Origin of the sequence: Mesorhizobium captivum (assembly GCF_033977165.1) — a bacterium.
Classification (GTDB): Bacteria; Pseudomonadota; Alphaproteobacteria; order Rhizobiales; family Rhizobiaceae; genus Mesorhizobium; species Mesorhizobium captivum.
Window position 1 is genome coordinate 1 of the sequence record NZ_JAVIJB010000056.1, and the last position, 17,333, is coordinate 17,333.

General features: G+C 64.3%; 13 protein-coding genes. 7 read left to right on the forward strand and 6 right to left on the reverse strand.

The features are described 5' to 3' along the window. Positions 1-197: 197 nt before the first annotated feature. Complete coding sequence (locus RFM40_RS30205) at positions 198-1,619, reverse strand: MFS transporter (RefSeq protein ID WP_320229927.1); 1,422 nt, start codon at positions 1,617-1,619, stop codon at positions 198-200. A 294-nt stretch (positions 1,620-1,913) separates the two neighbouring features. On the opposite strand from RFM40_RS30205, the gene guaB reads away from it, so the two are divergent. From guaB to RFM40_RS30220, 3 genes are read left to right on the forward strand one after another with little or no spacing between them, the layout of a single operon-like run. After that, positions 1,914-3,416 carry an IMP dehydrogenase gene (guaB, locus tag RFM40_RS30210; protein ID WP_320222739.1) on the forward strand — a complete coding sequence of 501 codons (1,503 nt, stop codon included), beginning with the start codon at positions 1,914-1,916 and terminating at the stop codon, positions 3,414-3,416. Positions 3,417-3,459: 43 nt separating this feature from the next. Then, positions 3,460-4,005: a hypothetical protein gene (locus RFM40_RS30215; RefSeq protein ID WP_320229954.1), complete on the forward strand. Its 546-nt coding sequence runs from the start codon at positions 3,460-3,462 to the stop codon at positions 4,003-4,005. Between the two features lie 13 nt (positions 4,006-4,018). Continuing rightward, on the forward strand, positions 4,019-4,438 hold the full coding sequence (locus RFM40_RS30220; RefSeq protein WP_320229928.1) for an MAPEG family protein: 420 nt from the start codon (positions 4,019-4,021) through the stop codon (positions 4,436-4,438). Positions 4,439-4,441: 3 nt separating this feature from the next. Here the strand turns inward: RFM40_RS30220 and rnd are convergent, their stop codons facing one another. From rnd to RFM40_RS30235, 3 genes are all read right to left on the reverse strand, one after another. Beyond that, positions 4,442-5,593, reverse strand: a complete 1,152-nt coding sequence (gene rnd, locus RFM40_RS30225) for a ribonuclease D (RefSeq protein WP_320229929.1) — start codon at positions 5,591-5,593, stop codon at positions 4,442-4,444. A 78-nt stretch (positions 5,594-5,671) separates the two neighbouring features. Continuing rightward, positions 5,672-6,913 (reverse strand): MFS transporter, encoded by a 1,242-nt coding sequence (locus RFM40_RS30230; RefSeq protein WP_320229930.1) that lies wholly within the window; start codon positions 6,911-6,913, stop codon positions 5,672-5,674. Positions 6,914-7,051: 138 nt separating this feature from the next. After that, complete coding sequence (locus RFM40_RS30235) at positions 7,052-8,284, reverse strand: MFS transporter (RefSeq protein ID WP_320278804.1); 1,233 nt, start codon at positions 8,282-8,284, stop codon at positions 7,052-7,054. Between the two features lie 106 nt (positions 8,285-8,390). Between RFM40_RS30235 and RFM40_RS30240 the strand changes: the two genes are divergently transcribed. Next, positions 8,391-9,149, forward strand: coding sequence for a DeoR/GlpR family DNA-binding transcription regulator (locus RFM40_RS30240; RefSeq protein WP_320273400.1), 759 nt, complete (start codon positions 8,391-8,393; stop codon positions 9,147-9,149). 137 nt (positions 9,150-9,286) lie between these two features. Continuing rightward, the gene (aspS, locus tag RFM40_RS30245) at positions 9,287-11,077 is read left to right on the forward strand and encodes an aspartate--tRNA ligase (protein WP_320222748.1); all 1,791 of its coding nucleotides are present in this window, start codon (positions 9,287-9,289) and stop codon (positions 11,075-11,077) included. 97 nt (positions 11,078-11,174) lie between these two features. On the opposite strand, the gene RFM40_RS30250 is transcribed toward aspS, so the two are convergent. Continuing rightward, complete coding sequence (locus RFM40_RS30250) at positions 11,175-12,365, reverse strand: hypothetical protein (protein ID WP_320273401.1); 1,191 nt, start codon at positions 12,363-12,365, stop codon at positions 11,175-11,177. A gap of 417 nt (positions 12,366-12,782) precedes the next feature. On the opposite strand from RFM40_RS30250, the gene parC reads away from it, so the two are divergent. After that, positions 12,783-15,038: a DNA topoisomerase IV subunit A gene (gene parC / locus RFM40_RS30255; RefSeq protein ID WP_320273402.1), complete on the forward strand. Its 2,256-nt coding sequence runs from the start codon at positions 12,783-12,785 to the stop codon at positions 15,036-15,038. Between the two features lie 127 nt (positions 15,039-15,165). Then, complete coding sequence (locus RFM40_RS30260) at positions 15,166-16,365, forward strand: AI-2E family transporter (protein ID WP_320229935.1); 1,200 nt, start codon at positions 15,166-15,168, stop codon at positions 16,363-16,365. On the opposite strand, the gene RFM40_RS30265 is transcribed toward RFM40_RS30260, so the two are convergent. Then, positions 16,353-17,249, reverse strand: coding sequence for a DMT family transporter (locus tag RFM40_RS30265; RefSeq protein ID WP_320278805.1), 897 nt, complete (start codon positions 17,247-17,249; stop codon positions 16,353-16,355). The genes RFM40_RS30260 and RFM40_RS30265 overlap by 13 nt on opposite strands. Between the last annotated feature and the right edge of the window lie 84 nt (positions 17,250-17,333).

Genomic DNA, 17,333 nt, shown 5'->3' on the forward strand with positions numbered 1-17,333 from the left:
CGCGATGTCCTCGCACACCTGTTCGCGATGTCCCCGGTCCAAACACCCTTGTGGGAGAAGGTGGCCGAGCGAAGCTCGGTCGGATGAGGGGTGTTCCAGGGAACGCCATCGTCTCACTCGGCTGGAACACCTCTCATCCGTCTCGGCGCTGCGCGCCGATCCACCTTCTCCCACAGGGGAGAAGGGAAGGGCGGTGCCTACTTCCCCGCCGTCCCCACCGTCTCCAGTGTCTTCGGCGTCGTCAATTTGCCATGCCCCGAAACCGCGTTGCCGGCATCCGGCGCCAGCCGCATGAAGGTCACCGATGCGATCGCCGACACCGCCGCGACGATGAAGAAGGCGATGTGGAAGTCGCTCAGCGTCAGCGGCCCGCCATGGATCGAGGTCGACACTTCCAGGATGCCACCGGCCAGCGCCACGCCGAGCGCTATCGACAGCTGCTGGAATACGGCAACGATCGGCGTCGCCTTGCTGGTGTCGGCGGTCGAGACTTCGGCATAGGACAGCGCATTGACGCCGGTGAAGAACATCGAGCGGATGAAGCCGCCGACCAGCAATATCGCGAGCATCAGCGCATAGGGTGTTTCGGGCGTGAACAGGCCGTAGATCGCGATCGAGCCGGCCGCGATGAGCGAGCCCCAGATCAGCACTCGGCGGAAGCCGGCGAGCCGGAAGAGCAGCGCGGTGACGAACTTCATGCCGATGGCGCCGATCGCCGAGACGAAGGTGATCATGCCGGACTGGAACGGCGTCAGGCCGAAGCCGATCTGGAACATCAGCGGCAACAGGAAAGGCACCGCGCCGATGCCGATGCGGAACAGCGAGCCGCCGAGCACCGAGGAACGGAACACCTGGTTGCGGAATAGTGTTAGCGCGAGCAGCGGGTTCTTGGCGCGCCGCGCGTGCAGGAGATAAAGCGTGCCGCAAACCAGGCCGACGGCAACCGTGATGAAGCCGGCGATCGGCGGCAAGGCGGGCAGGCTGACCACCGAGAGGCCGAAGACGATGCCGGACGCGGCGAGGCCGCTGAGCACGAAGCCGGGGAAATCGAGCGGCGGCGTCTCCGTGGGCTCGGTTTCCGGCAAATAGCGGGTGGCGAGCCAGATGCCGGCGAGCCCGATCGGCACGTTGATGAGAAAAATCCAGTGCCAGGCGAAATAGGTGGTGATGAAGCCGCCGATCGGCGGACCGACCAGCGGTCCGACCAGCGCCGGCACCGTCAGCCAAGACATGGCAGCGACCAGTTCGCTCTTCGGCGTGGCGCGCACCAGCACCAGGCGGCCGACCGGCGTCATCATGGCGCCGCCCATGCCTTGCAGGAAGCGCGACACCACGAAGGCCGGCAGCGAATTGGCAAAGGCGCAGGCGACCGAGCCGGCGATGAAGACGGCGATCGCGGCGCGAAACACGTTCTTGGCCCCGAACCGGTCCGCCATCCAGCCGCTGATCGGAATGAAGATCGCCAGCGACACCAGATACGCCGTCAGCGCCAGCTTCAGCGCGATCGGGCTGGTATGGATGTCGATTGCGATCGCCGGCAGCGAGGTCGCGATCACGGTCGAATCCATGTTCTCCATGAAAAGAGCGACCGCCAGGATGAGCGGGATAATGCGGTTCAAGGGAGGGCCCTGATTTGACTTCGCGATGCTAGGCCTGGCTTGGGGCGAGCCGGCACGCCGGGGCGGTACCACCAATTGGCCCGGATGTCGCATTAATTTGCTGTCACTTTTGTGCGACCGCAACCACTGGTAGCTCCAAAGCGGTCACGCGCAACACTTTGCGATTGACGTAACGATCGGCTTTTCAACCGCAACAGGACGTGTTACCAGCCAGCGCCAATCCTGAAAGGGAAGATGAGAGTCGGCGTTGGCCATTTCGGCCCAGCGCCTTTTCCGCATTCAAAAGGACTGGCCATGGCAAAAATCATCGAGACGTCCACCGGCGCGCTGGCGCTGACCTTTGACGACGTGCTGTTGCAGCCCGGGCATTCCGAGGTCATGCCCGGCCAGACCGACATCCGCACTCGCATCGCAGGCGACATCGATCTCAACGTGCCGATCCTGTCGGCCGCGATGGACACCGTCACCGAGGCGAGGCTTGCAATCGCCATGGCGCAGGCCGGCGGCATCGGCGTCATCCACCGCAATTTCTCGCCGGCCGAGCAGGCCGAGCAGGTCAGGCAGGTCAAGAAGTTCGAATCCGGCATGGTGGTGAATCCCGTCACCATCGGCCCTGACGCGACGCTCGCCGACGCGCTGGCGCTGATGCGCGCGCATGGCATTTCCGGCATTCCGGTGGTGGAAAATGGCGGCACCGGTGGCCACACGGTCGGCCGGCTGGTCGGCATCCTCACCAACCGCGACGTGCGTTTCGCCTCCGATCCGTCGCAGAAGGTCTACGAGCTGATGACCCGTGAGAACCTGATCACGGTGAAAGAAAATGTCGACCAGGACGAGGCCAAGCGCCTCCTGCACAAGCACCGCATCGAGAAGCTGGTCGTCGTCGACCGGAAGGGCAATTGCGTCGGCCTGATCACCGTCAAGGACATCGAGAAGTCGCAGCTCAACCCTCATGCCACCAAGGACGCGCAGGGGCGCTTGCGCGCCGCCGCGGCCACCAGCGTCGGCGACGACGGCTTCGAGCGCGCCGAGCGCCTGATCGACGCTGGCGTCGATCTCCTGGTCATCGACACCGCGCACGGCCATTCCCAGCGCGTTCTGGATGCCGTGACGCGGGCAAAGAAGCTTTCCAATTCCGTGCGCATCCTGGCCGGCAACGTCGCCACTGCAGAAGGCACGCGGGCGCTGATCGACGCCGGCGCCGACGCCGTCAAGGTCGGCATCGGCCCGGGCTCGATCTGCACCACGCGCATCGTCGCCGGCGTCGGCGTGCCGCAGCTGTCGGCGATCATGTCGGCGGTGGAGACGGCCGAGAAGTCGGGCGTGACGGTGATTGCCGATGGCGGCATCAAATATTCGGGCGACCTCGCCAAGGCGCTCGCCGCGGGTGCCAGTGCCGCCATGATCGGCTCGCTGCTTGCCGGAACCGACGAGAGCCCGGGCGAGGTCTATCTGCATCAGGGCCGCTCCTTCAAGGCCTATCGCGGCATGGGCTCGGTCGGCGCGATGGCGCGCGGCTCGGCCGATCGCTACTTCCAGGCCGAGGTGCGTGATACGCTCAAACTGGTTCCGGAAGGCATTGAAGGGCAGGTTCCTTTCAAAGGACCTGTGGCTGGCGTGCTGCACCAGCTTGCAGGCGGCCTGAAAGCCGCTATGGGTTATGTCGGTGGGCGCGATCTTGCCGAGTTCCGCGACCGCGCCACCTTTGTGCGCATATCGAACGCCGGACTTCGTGAAAGCCACGCCCATGACGTCACGATCACCCGCGAGAGCCCGAACTATCCGGGCGGACTTTGATCAGGCTGGCGAACAGCCGGACCGTCTAAGCTTGTGGCGTGGCTTGACCGTGGCGGTGCTCCGCCTGTCGCGTCACGCGGCGGCGCTGTCCATTGCGTCCGCGACGGTCTTCATCGCCATGACGGCGCTGGAGTTTTTCTATTTCCGCCGTCTGAGCGGCGGGCTCCCCTCGCTTGACATGCGCGTCACGGGCTTCACGCCCGATGAAGGCATGGCATGGCTGACAGCGCTCGGCCGGCGCGGCGGCGAGATCATCATCGTCTGGCACTATCTGACTTTTGACCTTTTGTTCCCGGCACTGCTGTCGCTCACCTTGCTTAGCTTGATCCTGGCCTTCAGCCGGCGGCTGAGCAATTTCCGCGCCATGCCTGCCCAATTGCGGGCGCTGTCGGCGTTGGTGCTGGTCTTGCCCTACACACTGGCCGATTACGCGCAGAACTTCGCAATCGCGCGGCTGCTGTCCGATTTCCAGTTGGCCAATCCCGATTCGCTGTCCTTCGCCTCGTCGCTGACCGTGACCAAATTCGCGCTTCTGGCCGTTCCTGTCGCGGTCGTCGCGGTGTTCGCGCTGGCAGTACAACGGCGCTGAGCGGGCAGGGGGAATGAACCAGACCGCCATCTTCTGGCCCATGCTGGCGCATGTGCTTCTGGTCTACATCGTCTATCTGGTGATGTTTAAGCGGCGCTTTCTCGCCGTAAAATCAGGCGAGGCCAAGATCAGCCAGTACAAGGTCCGCTCGACCGAGCCGGCTTCGAGCGTCACCGTCGCCAACAACCTGATCAACCAGTTTGAGCTTCCGGTTCTGTTTCACGTCCTGTGCCTGGCGCTCTTCGTCACCAATGGCGTCAACTACCTGACGCTCGCGCTGATGTGGCTCTTCGTCGTCACGCGCTATGTCCACGCCTGGGTGCATCTCACCAGAAACTACCTGCTGTACCGCAGCCGCGCCTTCTTCCTCGGCGCGGGCGTACTTCTTATCGCCTGGATCTGGTTCGCGCTGCACTTGGCTGGGGCGGTGTGAGGACTAAAGATCGAACACCGCGATCCGGCGCTTGTCGAACTTGATGCCGATCTCGCCGCGCACCAGCCTCAGCGCCTGGTCGCCGAACACGGCACGCCGCCAACCCTGCAGCGCCGGAACGTCGGCGGCGTCGCCCTCGGCGGCGATGCGGTCGATGTCGTCGCTGGAGGCGAGCACCTTGGAGGCGACGCCTTCCTTTTCGGCGACGATCCGCAGCAGCACCTTGAGCAATTCGGCCGCCGCGCTCGAGCCCTCCGGCGGCTGGAACGCCTTCGGCAGTTTCGGCATCGCTTCCTTCGGCATGGCAAGCGCCGTATTGACCGCGCCGAGCAGTGCTGTCGCGGTCGCGGATCGTTCCCAGCCCTTCGGCGTCGTGCGCAGCCGGCCGAGGGCTGTCGCATCGCGCGGCGCCTGTTGCGCGATCTCGTAGATCGCGTCGTCCTTAAGCACGCGGCCACGCGGCACGTCGCGCTCGCGCGCCTCGCGCTCGCGCCAGGCGGCCACCGCCTGCACGATCGCCAGCTCCTGCGGCTTGCGCAGCCGCATCTTCAGCCGCTTCCAGGCGTCCTCCGGATGCGGATCGTAGGTACCGCGCGAGGTGAGAACATCCATCTCCTCGTTCAGCCAATGGGCGCGGTCCTCCCGCTTCAGCTCGGCGCTGAGGTGTTGGTAGACCTTGATCAGATGGGTGACGTCGGCGAGGGCGTATTCGAGCTGCTTGTCGGAGAGCGGCCGGTGCCGCCAGTCGGTGAAGCGCGAGGATTTGTCGAGCCGGGCGCCGGTGATGCGCTGCACCAACTGGTCGTAGGAAACGCTGTCGCCGAAGCCGCAGACCATGGCCGCCACCTGCGTGTCGAACACCGGATGCGGCACCAGGTCGCCCAGATGGACGATGATTTCGATGTCCTGGCGGGCGGCGTGAAAAACCTTGACCACCGCTTCGTCGGCCATCAGCCGGAAGAACGGTTTGAGATCGATGTCGGGCGACAGCGGATCGATCAGCGCCGTCGCCCCGGGCGCGGCCATCTGGATCAGGCAGAGGATCGGCCAGAAGGTCGTTTCGCGGATGAATTCGGTGTCGACGGTGACGAATTCCGACTTTTCGAACGCCGCGATAGCGCTCTCGAGTTCTTTCTGGGTGGTGATGACGTGCATCAAATCGCTTTTGGCATCATTTTTTAGGCCCCTTTCAATTTCAGCCGCGCGCGCTTTCGTCAAGCCGGCGCCACGTCATCATTCGTCGGCCGTGTCCGAATCGCCGCTTCTCCGCGCGAGCCGCGCGAATAGTGTCGAGGTGCGCAAAAGTGCCGTGAAGCGGCTGCGCTTGCCTGCCGGAACACCCGATCGCACCTGTATCCGGTAGAGGATCACGACAATGAGAATGGCGTAGACGGCGGCGCTGAATACAAACAGGGCGCCCGGTCCGAAATACTGCATCACCGCCGATGCCGCGAACGGGCCGCCAATAGCGCCGAAGGAATAGAACAGCATCAGCGCCGCGTTGATCAGCACGAACTCGCCCTTGTCGGCGCGGTCATTGGAGTGTGCCGCCGACAGCGAGTAGAGCGGCATGGCGAAGCAGCCGAAGATGAAGACGATGACGAAGTTAAGGAACGGATCGCCGTGCGCTACGAAGGCAAGCGTCAGCGCTGCGACCATGGCGCAACAGGTCGTGGTCAGCAGCACCGAGCGCCGGTCCCAGCGGTCGGAAAGGTAGCCCAGCGGATACTGGATCAGCGCCCCGCCGAAGATGCCGACGCTGACGAAGGTAACGACATCGGCCACCGACATGCCGATCTCCTCGGCATAGACCGGCGACAGCGTGCGGAAGGCGCTATTGGTGACGCCGACGGCTATGCAGCCGATCGAGCCAAGCGGCGAGATCCGCCAGACACGCGGAAGGTCGAGCTTGACCTCTTCGGGCGGCGCCGGGTTGGAGCGGTCGCCGAGCGAGACCGGCACAAGCGAGAAGGTGATCATCATCGACATGACGGCGAAAATAGCGAAGCCGCCTGCGCCGAAGACCGGGATCAGGAATTGCGCACCGGTGACCGAGCCGATGTCGACCATGCGGTAGATTGCGAGCACCCGGGCCCGGTCCTTGTTGGTGACGCCGGAGTTCAGCCAGGCTTCCATCACAGTGAACAGGCCGGCGAAGCAGAAGCCGCCGGCAAAGCGTATCGCACACCACATCACCGGATCGATGACCAGCACCAGAAGCAGCGTGCCGACCGAGGCAATGGCGGCAAGCGCCGAAAAGGTCCTGACATGGCCGACGGCCTTGAGGATGCGGGTGACCGCCAGGCAGCCGAGCAGGAAGCCGGCAAAGTAGAACGTGCCCATCAGGCCGATCGCCGTGGCGGAAAAGCCCTCCTGCGCGCCGCGCAGCGCGATCAGCGTGCTTTGCAGCCCGTTGCCGCCGAGCAGGATGCCTGCGGCAATGAGGAGCGGGATCAGCGGACGAATGGAAGACATTCAGGGAAGGCAATCACGTTTCAGTGATCCTTCTTGGACCATTGAACCCGCCAATGCCAGTGGCAAATGCTTACATGAGGACGGCCACGTTCCTGCATCCGGCCGAGGGACATGGGGCTACCAATCGGGTAGGGGCCTCTAAGCTTTGCCGGCTCGTATTTCCATCTCCTGCACGATCGTAGACGGCGCCTCGCCTGGAATCGCATTGATGGCCTCCGCGGCCGGCCGCCGGCCAAGCGAGCCTGCGGTCAGCAGGCTGAGCGCGATGAACGGGATGCCGATCCCGTAGGCCGAGCGGATGCCCCAATGGTCCGACGCGAAGCCGAGCAGCGGCGGACCGAGCAGGAAGGCGATGAAGGAGATCTGCGAAAGCGCCGCGACATTGATCGCCGCGGGCCGGTCCGTCCGTTGCGCTGCGGCGGAGATCGCCAGCGGGAAGAGGGCGCTGCTGCCGATGCCCAACAGGGCAAAACCCAGCATCGAGACGAACGGCAAGGGTGAGAAGAAGACGACAAGCACGCCCGCCGCCAGCGCTGCCAGCAGCACGCGCGCCACCCCGCTTGGCGAGTGGCGGTCGACGAAGGAGTCGGCGAAGAAGCGCGTGGTTGCCTGCGAGAAGGCAAACAGCGCCACCGTGAAGCCGGCGACGAAGGGGCCGGACTCGAACACGGTGCGCATATAGATCGCCGACCAGTCGATGCTGGCGCCTTCCAACAGCATCGCCGAAAGCGTCACCGCCACGAGGACGAGGATCGGCAGCGTCGGCCGCGCGAACATCGGCGCCTTGTCGCCAGAACTGGTGAAGCGGGCGGGCGCCGGCTCGAAGCCGCCGAGGAACAGTGCCATCGCAACCGCCACCATCGGCGCCACCAGCGCCAGATGGAGTTGCGGCGAAAGCCCCAGATGCGCCATCGCGCCGCCGAACAGTCCGGCGCCGAAGAAGCCCGCGCTCCAGAATGAATGCGCCCGATTCATGATGCGACGCTTGAGCAGGAACTCCGTTCTGTCGGCCTCGACGTTGAGGATGATCTCGACGCTGCCGATCATCAGCCCGACCGGCAGCAGCATCAGGAACAGCGCTTCCGGTCCCGGCGCGTGCACGGCGACGGAATAGACGAGCGCGATCAGCGGCACGAGCCAAAGCAGCGCCCGGCGAAAGCCAACACGCTCCAGGACAGGGGTCGCCAGCGTCAGCGCGGTCAAGGTGCCGATCGGCGTTCCGATCAGGCTGAGCCCCAGCGTGCCGTCCTCGATTTCCATGGCGCGCTTGATGTCCGGCAGGCGCGGGAAAATGTTGCCCATGGCGAAAGAGTAGATCGCGAAACCGGCATAGACGCGGTGCTGAGGGGCAAGTTTCAAGCCAAAGGTCATTGCGGCATTCCATTGGGGAGGGGGGACGGCGTCGCCGATCCAATGCCCGTTTCTTGCATAAACGTGCAAAACATGCAACAACATGCACAAAGAAATAGGATCATGCATGCTGACCGAGGAACGACACCAATTCATTCGCGACCGGCTGGCGGCGGAGGGAAAGGTGCTGGCCGGCGAGCTCGCCAGCCGCTTTGGGGTCTCGGAAGATACGGTTCGCCGCGATCTGCGCGAGCTGGCGAAAGCCGGGCAGTTGCGTCGTGTCTATGGCGGCGCGGTCGCGTCGGCGCCCTTTGCGGCGGCAACGATCAGCCAGCGCAGCAGCCATGCGGTCGAGGAGAAAATGCGCCTGGCGAAGGCGGCGGTGGGGGTGGTCGCCTCAGGGCAGACCCTGTTCATCGACGGCGGCACCACCAATGAGGCGATCGCCAGGGCAATCCCGCGCAATATCGAGCTGACGGTGGCCACCAACTCGCTCGGCGTCGCATCGGCTCTCGCCGATCTGCCCCTGGTCGAGCTGATAATGCTCGGCGGCCGGTATGTCCGAGACCTCGGTACCTGCGTCGGCGGCGACACGCTTGCCGCCGTGGCGCAGCTCGGCGCCGATCTGTTCTTCCTCGGCTCCTGCGGGCTCGATGCCTCGCGCGGCGTCACGGCTTTCGATTCGGCCGAAGCGGAAGTGAAGCGGGCCATGGCCAGGAACAGCGCCGGCATTGTCATTGCCGCCACCAACGACAAGCTTGCCACCGCGGCTCCCTATCGTGTCGCGGCGCCCGACGCGATCCGCTATCTGGTGGTCGAAAGGACAGCCCCCGCCGCCATCCTCGTCGACTTCCAGCGACAGGGCGCTGAAGTCCGCTTCGCGTGAACGGCCGCAACCGCGAGCCTGTGTGACTGCTTGTCCTGTGTGACCGGTTGCCTTGACAAAGCCGGCCTCTCATGCGCTTTTCGCGCCAATTTTCAGGGCCGGGCTTTTGCCCGCAATTCCGGACTTCACCAATGACAATGCATCGTTACCGCAGCCATACCTGTGCCCAGTTGAGAAAGAGCGACGTCGGCAATTCCGTCCGCCTGTCGGGCTGGGTGCATCGCGTGCGCGACCATGGTGGGCTGCTCTTCATCGACATGCGCGACCATTACGGCCTGACCCAGATCGTCGCCGACCCGGATTCGCCGGCCTTCAAGACCGCCGAAACCCTGCGCGGCGAATGGGTGATCCGCGTCGACGGCGAGGTCAAGGCGCGCCTGCCGGAGACCGTCAACATCAATCTGCCGACCGGCGAGATCGAGATTTTCGCGCGCGAGATCGAGGTGCTGTCGGCGGCCAAGGAACTGCCGCTGCCGGTGTTCGGCGAGCCGGACTATCCGGAAGACATCCGTCTGAAATACCGCTTCCTCGACCTGCGCCGCGAAACGCTGCACAAGAACATCGTGGCGCGCACCAGGATCATCGCCGAGATGCGCAGGCGCATGGGCGAGGTGGGCTTCACCGAATTCTCGACGCCGATCCTGACGGCATCCTCGCCGGAGGGCGCGCGCGACTTCCTGGTGCCCTCGCGCATCCATCCCGGCACCTTCTACGCGCTGCCGCAGGCGCCGCAGCAGTACAAGCAGCTGATCATGGTCTCCGGCTTCGACCGCTATTTCCAGATCGCGCCCTGCTTCCGCGACGAGGATCCGCGCGCCGACCGTTTGCCCGGCGAATTCTACCAACTCGACCTCGAGATGAGCTTCGTCGAGCAGGACGACGTGCTGTCTACCATGGAACCGGTGCTTCGCGGCGTCTTCGAAACCTTCGCCGACGGCAAGCCGGTGAACCAGAAATTCCGCCGCATCCCCTATGACGAGGCGATGCGCACCTACGGCACCGACAAGCCGGACCTGCGCAATCCGATCGAGATGCAGGCGGTATCCGATCACTTTCGCGACTCCGGCTTCAAGGTCTTCGCCAACATCCTGGCCAACGACCCCAAGGCCGAGGTGTGGGCGATCCCGGCCAAGACCGGCGGCAGCCGCGCCTTCTGCGACCGCATGAATTCCTGGGCGCAAAGCGAAGGCCAGCCGGGCCTCGGCTACATCTTCTGGCGCAAGGAGGGCGACAAGCTCGAGGGTGCGGGACCGATCGCCAAGAACATCGGCGAGGAACGCACTGAGGCTATCCGCCAGCAGCTCGGCCTAGCCGATGGCGACGCCGCCTTCTTCGTTGCCGGCGACCCGAAGAAGTTCGTCGCCTTCGCGGGTGCCGCGCGCACCCGCGCTGGCGAGGAGCTCAACCTTGTCGACCGCGACCGCTTCGAGCTGTGCTGGATCGTCGATTTCCCGTTCTTCGAATGGAACGAGGACGAGAAGAAGATCGACTTCGCCCACAATCCGTTCTCCATGCCGCAGGGTGGCATCGATGCGCTCGGCGGCCAGGAGCCGCTCGGCATCAAGGCGTTCCAGTACGACATGGTCTGCAACGGTTTCGAGATCGCCTCCGGCGGCATCCGCAACCACCTGCCGGAAACCATGGTCAAAGCCTTCGAGATGGTTGGCTTCGATCGCCAGGCCGTCGAGGAGCGTTTCGGCGGCCTCTACCGCGCCTTCCAGTATGGAGCGCCGCCGCATGGCGGCATGGCGGCCGGCATCGACCGCATCGTCATGCTTCTGGTCGGCGCCAAGAACCTCCGCGAGGTCACCATGTTCCCGATGAACCAGCAGGCCTACGACCTGCTGATGAACGCGCCTTCGGAAGCCACCCCGCAGCAGCTGCGCGAGCTGTCGCTGCGCGTCGCGGTGGCGAAGAAGGAAGGTTAGGAATCGCAATCAAACGGTTCGATTCGCTCGGAGAATCGGTCTCAAAAAAAGCCCGGCATCATCGCTGCCGGGCTTTTTTGTTGAGCGCTCCGCTCGATCAGTCCTCGTTCGCCTTGACCTTGACGCCCAGCGTCTTGGGCAGGTCGAGCGGGTTGGACATGGCGCCGGCCATGATCAGCGCGAACGGCACCGACGACGGGGGCTCGGCCGAGACTTCGAGGCTCTTCGGGTCGTCGAGGAACTTGTTGACCGCCGCCGAGACTTCGGCCGTCAGCTCGGGATTGTTGAGCTGCGCCATGCCGAACGGCACGATCGCCTTGGCCTGGTTGGCGACGTCCTTGCCCGACATGCCCTGCTGCTTGCCGACATAGTCGAGCACCTTGCCGGTCAGCGAATCGTCGTCGAAGCGCACCGAGGCGCCGTTGAAGGAAAGCTGCTGCAAGAGGCCGAGCATCGCCATGCCTTGTGCCGAATTGTCGGCGCCCTCGGGCTGCGAGGCGAGCTGCTTCTGCATGGCCTGCATGGACTTGATGAAGTCGACCGTGTAGCCGCCGAGGTCGAAGGTCATGCCGAGCGTGCCGGCATTGTCGACCGAGATGTCATATTTCGACAGCTCCATCTTGCCGTCGCTGGGCTGCCAGGTGCCGGCCATCGAGACGGTGCCGGAGATGTTCTGGTAGCCGAGCGCCTCGATCGCTTCCTTCGACTTCGGGTCGTCGACCAGCGAGAGATCGGCATTGAACTTTTCAGTGTTGGCGGTGAAGTCCATCGCCTTGCCGTCGGCCGGCGGGGTGATCTGGACGGCAAGCCCGTCCATCGAGAAGGCGGTCTTGTCGCCGACCTTGACCGTCATGTTGGAGAGTTCGGCCGACTTGTACATCATCAGCGAGCCGAGCGGATCGGTGCTGCCTTCGGCCGGCACCTTCATGTCGTGGATGACGAAGGGGCTGAGATTGAGCGTCACGCCGTCCTTGGAGTGTTCCAGGGCGGAGGTCGAGACGGTCGCGATCTCGAAGCCGCCATTGGCCTCGGTGACGCCCTCCAGCTTCACGTCGCCGATCGGCAGCGCTTCCTTCTCGGCAGCCGGCTTGATGGAGACGCCCTGCAAGACGACATTCGAATCGTCACCCGTGGCCCCGGTCCAGGAAATGTCGACGCCCTGGGCGGCAAGCGTTGCCTTGACGCGCTCGGCCACGGCCGGATCGGCAGCAAACGCGGCGTTGAGCGGCAGGGTCAGCAGAAAGGTTGAAAAAGCCAGTTTCTTGAGCATTGAGCGTTGAATTGTCATGGCGAGTTCCCTGTCCTGAAAGTGTTTTGAATTCCTGCACGGTCACCATTCCGTGACGAACGGGACGGGAAAAAGGCGATCCCCGGCCCATTTGTCGAAAACGGCGACGAAAAGCAAATCCGGGCCGGCACGCTTTGCATGGTGCGGTGAATTTGTCATGAAGACCGCGGCTCTCCTGCGCCGGCGCATTGCATGCCCGGATAGAGGGCGCATGTAACAGATTGATGTTGGCCGGCGTCGCCGCTTGCAGCCGATGCCTGTTGCAGATGGGCGGCAAACTGGAATGTTCGCCTTGCCGCTTCCGTGAAATCCTTCACATCACCGGTTGCGGCCTTGCGCGGCGATTGCTGCGCGACGAATCCGCCGACTTCCAACCCGGCGCTTGCCGCGAATCACCCGCTCGGCTAGTCCAAATCCATGGGAAAAAGGCATTTGCCGCCTGAAGACAATGGCGGCGGCGACAACATCGAACCGGTCGATCTGAAGGAGGCGCTCGAGAAGCGTTACCTCGCCTATGCGCTGTCGACCATCATGCATCGGGCGCTGCCGGATGTGCGCGACGGACTGAAGCCGGTCCATCGCCGCATCATGCACGCCATGCGGCTTTTGCGGCTCAACCCCGACCAGGGCTTTGCCAAATGCGCCCGCATCGTCGGCGAGGTGATGGGTAAGTTCCACCCGCATGGCGACCAGTCGATCTACGATGCCCTGGTGCGCCTCGCGCAGGAATTCTCGATGCGCTACCCGCTGGTCGACGGGCAGGGCAATTTCGGCAATATCGACGGCGATAACGCCGCCGCCATGCGCTACACCGAAGCGCGCATGACGGAAGTGGCGACCGAGCTGCTTGCCGGCATCACCGAGGACGCAGTCGACTACCGGCCGACCTACAACGAAGAGGACGAGGAGCCGGTCGTTCTGCCCGGCGCCTTCCCGAATCTGCTTGCCAACGGCTCGTCCGGTATCGCGGTCGGCATGGCGACCTCGATCCCGCCGCACAACGCCGCCGAGCTTTGCGACGCCGCGCTGCACCTGATCGAGCATCCGGACGCGCCGGTGGCCAAGCTGATGGATTTCGTCCAGGGTCCGGATTTCCCGACCGGCGGCATCATCGTCGACAGCCGCGCCTCGATCCTCGAAGCCTATGAGACCGGCCGCGGCGGTTTCCGCGTCCGCTCCAAATGGAGCCAGGAGGACCAGGGCAGGGGCACCTGGAGCATCGTCGTCACCGAGGTCCCCTATGGCGTGCAGAAGGCCAGGCTGATCGAGAAGATCGCCGAGCTCCTGATGGCGCGCAAGCTGCCGCTGCTCGAAGACATCCGCGACGAGAGCGCCGAGGACATCCGCATCGTGCTGGTGCCGAAAAGCCGCACGGTCGACCCCGGCATCCTGATGGAATCGCTGTTCAAGCTCACCGAGCTCGAAAGCCGCTTCCCGCTCAACATGAATGTCCTGTCGCGCGGCAAGGTGCCGAACGTCCTGTCGCTGAAGGGCGTGCTGAAGGAATGGCTCGACCACCGCCGCGACGTGCTGATCCGCCGCTCGAAATATCGGCTGGGCGAAATCGAGAAGCGCCTGGAAATCCTCGCCGGCTATCTGATCGCCTATCTCAACATCGACGAGGTGATCAGGATCATCCGCGAGGAGGATGAGCCCAAGCAGGTGATGATGGCCCGCTGGTCGCTCACCGACAACCAGGCCGAAGCCATCCTCAACATGCGGCTGCGCGCCCTGCGCAAACTCGAAGAGATCGAGATCCGCAAGGAATATGACGGCCTCACCGAGGAGAAGAAGCAGATCGAGGCCCTGCTGGCGTCGGACGTCAAGCAATGGGCGACGATCAAGTGGGAAGTCACCAAGATCCGCGATCAGTTCGGCCCAGAGACCGAGCTCGGTAAGCGCCGCACCCAGTTCGCCGACGCGCCCGAGCACGATCTGACCGACATCGCGCATGCCATGATCGAGCGCGAGCCGGTCACTGTCGTGGTGTCGGAAAAAGGTTGGTTGCGCGCCATGAAGGGTCATCTGACCGATCATTCGCAGCTTGCCTTCAAGGAAGGCGACAGCCTGAAGCTCGCCTTCCATGCCCAGACCACCGACAAGATCCTAGTCTTCACCACGGGCGGCAAGTTCTACACCATCGGCGCCGACCGGCTGCCGGGCGGGCGCGGCCATGGCGAGCCGATCCGCATCATCGTCGACATGGAGAACGACCAGGACATCGTAACCGCCTTCGTCCACGATCCGAAGCGCAGGCTGCTGCTCGTCTCCTATGATGCCAACGGCTTTGTCGTCTCCGAGGACGAGGTCGTCGCCAACACCCGCAAGGGCAAGCAGGTGATGAACGTCAAGGCGCCGGACGAGGCCAAGCGCTGCATTCCGGTCGCGGGCGACCATCTCGCCATCGTCGGCGAGAACCGCAAGATGCTGGTCTTCCCGCTCGCCGAGATCCCGGAGATGGCGCGCGGCAAGGGCGTGCGCCTGCAGAAATACAAGGACGGCGGCGTGCTGGACCTGAAAACCTTCACGATTGAAGCCGGCCTGACCTGGCAGGACTCCGCCGACCGCACCTTCACCAAGTCGCGTGACGAACTGGCCGAATGGATCGGCGCCCGCGCCGCCGCCGGCCGCATGGTGCCGAAGGGTTTCCCGAGGACGGGGAAGTTTGGGTGAAGTGCGCCTTTCCTTCTCCCCTTGTGGGAGAAGGAAGAGCCCAAACATTTGGACTATCGTCACGATTGCTGCACTATGATGGTGCATAAGCATCCATCGAATTGCCGGGCAGGGGAGAAACGCCGGGTTGAAGCGGGCTGAAATCCAGAAGCCAGGGCAGCGCCTGTTCGGTCTGTCGACGCCGCTCAGGGCTGCCGTCATCCCGCCGCTGTCGGCGGCGCGCTGGCTCCTGGTGCTGATCGTCGCCGCCGGCGTCTATTTCTTCCACGGCTTCCTGTTCCCGGTGCTGGCCGCGCTCGTCATCGCCTTCGCCAGCTGGCCGCTCTACCGCAGGCTGCTCGCCGCCGTCGGCGGTAACCGCACGATCGCCGCCACCCTTGCGATCCTCTTCATCCTGACCTTCCTGGTTGTGCCGATCGCCCTTGCCGGCACCTATGCCATCAACGAGCTTCGCGAATGGGTTGTGTGGGCGATCGAGACCAACCGCCACGGTTCCGCCACGCCGCAATGGATCGCCACCATGCCGGTGATCGGCGAGTGGCTGAACCAGCAGTGGGCGGCCAATCTCGGCCATCCCGGCGGCATCGGCGAGCTGATCCAGATGGTGAGCGGTTCCAACATCGGCACCATCTACCGCGGCGCGCTGGCCGCCGGCGGCAGCGCGTTCGGCCTGCTGCTCACGCTGCTTTTCATGCTGATCGCGCTGTTCTTCGCCTATCGCGACGGCGAATCTTTCGCGGCACAGGTCGATCGTCTCGGCGAGCGGATCCTGCCGACGCGTTGGGAGCGGATATCGCGCGTCGTGCCGGCCACCATTTCATCGACCGTCACCGGCATGACCGTCATCGCCATCGGCGAAGGCCTCGTGCTGGGCGTCGCCTACTGGCTGGCCGGCGTGCCGTCGCCGGTGACCCTCGGCGCGCTCACCGGCATCATGGCGCTGATCCCGGGCGGCGCGCCGCTCTCTTTCACGCTGGTGTCGATCTATCTCGCCGCCAGCGGCAAGTTGTTTGCCGGCATGGCGCTGTTCATCTGGGGCGCGGTCGAGCTCTTCATCGTCGACAAGACGTTGCGTCCGAAGCTTGTCGGCGGGCCGATCAAGCTGCCGTTCCTGCCGACCTTTTTCGGCCTGATCGGCGGCGTCAAGACGATGGGCTTCCTCGGCCTGTTCATCGGTCCGGTGCTGATGGCGCTGCTCGTCGCCATCTGGCGCGAATGGCTGCGCGAGGTCGAGATAATGGACGAGCAGGCGCCTGCTACAGATGAAGGGAACGAGCCGCCGCGGATCGAGGCGACGCCTGAGACCAGGAAAATTCAGGCCGGGTGACCGACCGCAAGGGCCACACGGCGCTTGCGGCCTTCATGCAATTGCCAGAGCGAATGGGCAACCAGCGTCACGATCAGGATCGTGCCGCCGATCAGGCTGTCGCGTGTCGGAGCCTCGGCAAAGATCAGCCACACCCAGATCGGCGCGAGCACGGTCTCGAGCACATAGAACATCGCCACCTCCGGGCCTGAAATGTATTTCGGGCCGGCGGCCAGGCAGAAGAACGAGATCGGCATGATCACGGCGCCGTTGAAGATGATCCACCACGGCGCGTTCACTTGCAGCCCTTCGCCGGAGACCATGAATATGGCGAGCGCCAGCGGGAAGATGACGCCCACCAGCGAGGTGAAGCCCATGTCCTTGCCGCTGGCGCGCGAGATGGTGATGGCAAGTGCAACGAAGAAGGCAGAGCAGAGCGCCATGAAATCGCCGAACAGCTTGCCCGTGCCGACAGAGCCGCCGACGATGACCAGCACGCCGACGATCATCGCGAGCATTGCAATCATAGTCCCGAGGCGCGGACGCTCCTTGAGGAACAGCCAGGAGAGCAGCGCCGCGAATACGGTGTTGAAGGCGAGGATGAAGACGAGATCCGCGGTCGAGGTGTGATAGACGGCGGTGACGAAGGTGATGCCGGTCAAACCGTAGCACAGCGCCACGGCAAGCCCCGACCAGCCGGGGATGAGTTGCGGCGCGTTGCTGCGCAGCGCACGCCAGACGGCCCAGATCACCAGCGCGGCGATGAGCGTGGTGCCGGTGCGCAGCATCATGATGGTCCAGGGGCTGCCGTCGGCCAAGCGGATCAGCGGGATGTCGACTGTCAGCGTCAGCCCGCCGATGGCGGTGATCAGCAGGCCCTTCTGGTGGTCGTGGTGGGGGGACATGATAAGTCTCGCAATGAATTTTGCAGACGGCTGGCATCATCTCGCACTCTTCACCGAGTGGCGGAAACACCAGCTTCCTGCCCT